Consider the following 1,671-nt stretch of genomic DNA (forward strand, 5'->3'; position numbering starts at 1 on the left):
ATCCTCGGGCTTCTGGTAGTTGGCCAGCAAGCTGTCGGCCAGTTTGAGCAGTTCCGGGTCGGGCTTGGCCCGCTTGTTACGCTTTACAACGGTCATTGTTTCTCCTTGGTGGCGGCAGTGTCCTGCCAAATGACCGTTTACACAAAATTATTTACACCCTCGCAGCGTCACCCGAAGATCGATTTTATGGCCGTCGAATTCGACCACTTCGAAAGCTCGCGTTGCGGGCGGGGCCTGTTCCATCTTTTCGGGGGCCACGGGACGGACACGCCCTGCCCCCTTGCTCTTCGCGGCCTCGCCAAAAGTACGGTTGTCGTAGCGCCGAAAATACTCCGATAGCGACCTTTGCCCCCCTAGATCCTGATTCAACGGGTACTCGTTCGCCTTGATTCCAAGGGCACGGCATTCATCCAGAAACTTGCTGTGGATGCGTGTAATCGGCTTGCGAACCTCATGAGCGCTCGTGATCGGTTTGTGACGCTGCGCTGCTACTTTCAGCAAGTATTGTTCCAGTGCTGGATATTGCTGCAGCAAGAGGCCAAACGCCCCAGAAAGGCCTACGCCTTGTGCGCCATGAGTCCTGTTGATAGAGGTGACGCGCTCATAGTCCTTTAACCTCGCATAGGGAATGGCGCCTCGGAATCCATGGATGCGACCGTCAGCGTGTTTTGTGATGCATCGGGTGATCATCCTGTATAGTGTTTTCGGATCCACCCCCGTCTTCGACTTGATGATTTTAAGCGGAAGCAGAGGCTCCCCAATGTAGAGCTCTATTGCCTCCCGGCGCGAGGAGAACACTAAGGCCTCGGAATCTTTGAGCGCGGACACGTCGACCGACGGCCAAGTCGTTAAGTCGCTGAGCTGTTCCGGGAACGAGGCCCGGCTGAAGCGTAGCTTGTCGAAGGCGAACTCCGTCATACGAGCTCCAGAAGCGATGCTGGTCCTAGCTCTCTGGTCGCGATATTGGTACAGGACACCACACCCGAGTGAAGCATGGAATATGCCGCCACACGGACGAGGATGGGATCTACCTCGGGTAAAAGGGAGCAGAGTGCGCCGATAGACCGTTGCTGTTGCAGCACGTCGCGCACCGATTTCAGAAGTGCAGGGTTAATGTATCGGCCGTTCGCAGAAAGATCGCGAACGATCAGTCCCCAATTCTCCAGATAGACCTTGCTTTGAACTTCGTCCGGTGGGGGAAGTTGCCTAATTTCATATTTGTTGGCACGAGCCCATTGTGTAAAGGAGGGTAAGGATTCATCAATACTGGCTGGATTGGGATCTCGACTAACTAACCAAAGCTCGTCACGCCCCGCGTAGCCCGACCAAAAATCGACGACAGGCTTCGGCTTGATATCGGGAATAATTAGTGGCCGTTCACAGTACGATACGACTAAAGGGTCGGATTCGAGGAGAAGCCAAGTATTGACCTGCGCACGGCTGAACAGCGTCAACATACGCTGGACTTTGGGCCCAAACAAGTCGTATCGATGGCTCTTGTATAGTCGGGTATTGTCTGCTGCTTTATCGAACCGTGGTGTCGTGAGCCTGTCAGAAATTTTGTGTGAAAGAAGTCATACGATAAAATTTATCCCTGGAAAGGATACGTATGACCATCGACAAAGCCACACTCGACAAACTGCTTGAGGGCGTAGACCCGCACAACCCACA

General features: G+C 53.9%; 2 protein-coding genes. Both read right to left on the reverse strand.

Going from position 1 to position 1,671, the window contains the following annotated elements:
* Nucleotides 1–147: 147 nt before the first annotated feature.
* Nucleotides 148–918: a hypothetical protein gene (locus CSZ94_RS27210; protein ID WP_102124347.1), complete on the reverse strand. Its 771-nt coding sequence runs from the start codon at nt 916–918 to the stop codon at nt 148–150.
* The gene (locus CSZ94_RS27815; RefSeq protein ID WP_146009926.1) at nt 915–1,457 is read right to left on the reverse strand and encodes a hypothetical protein; all 543 of its coding nucleotides are present in this window, start codon (nt 1,455–1,457) and stop codon (nt 915–917) included. The genes CSZ94_RS27210 and CSZ94_RS27815 overlap by 4 nt, the downstream gene beginning before the upstream one ends.
* Between the last annotated feature and the right edge of the window lie 214 nt (nt 1,458–1,671).

Source organism: Janthinobacterium sp. ROICE36 (genome assembly GCF_002869965.1).
GTDB lineage: Bacteria > Pseudomonadota > Gammaproteobacteria > Burkholderiales > Burkholderiaceae_D > Janthinobacterium.

Coding starts and splice junctions, on each gene's coding strand:
- CSZ94_RS27210 (WP_102124347.1), bottom strand. CDS start 918: ATGACGGAGTTCGCCTTCGACAAGCTACGCTTCAGCCGGGCCTCGTTC.
- CSZ94_RS27815 (WP_146009926.1), bottom strand. CDS start 1,457: ATGTTGACGCTGTTCAGCCGTGCGCAGGTCAATACTTGGCTTCTCCTC.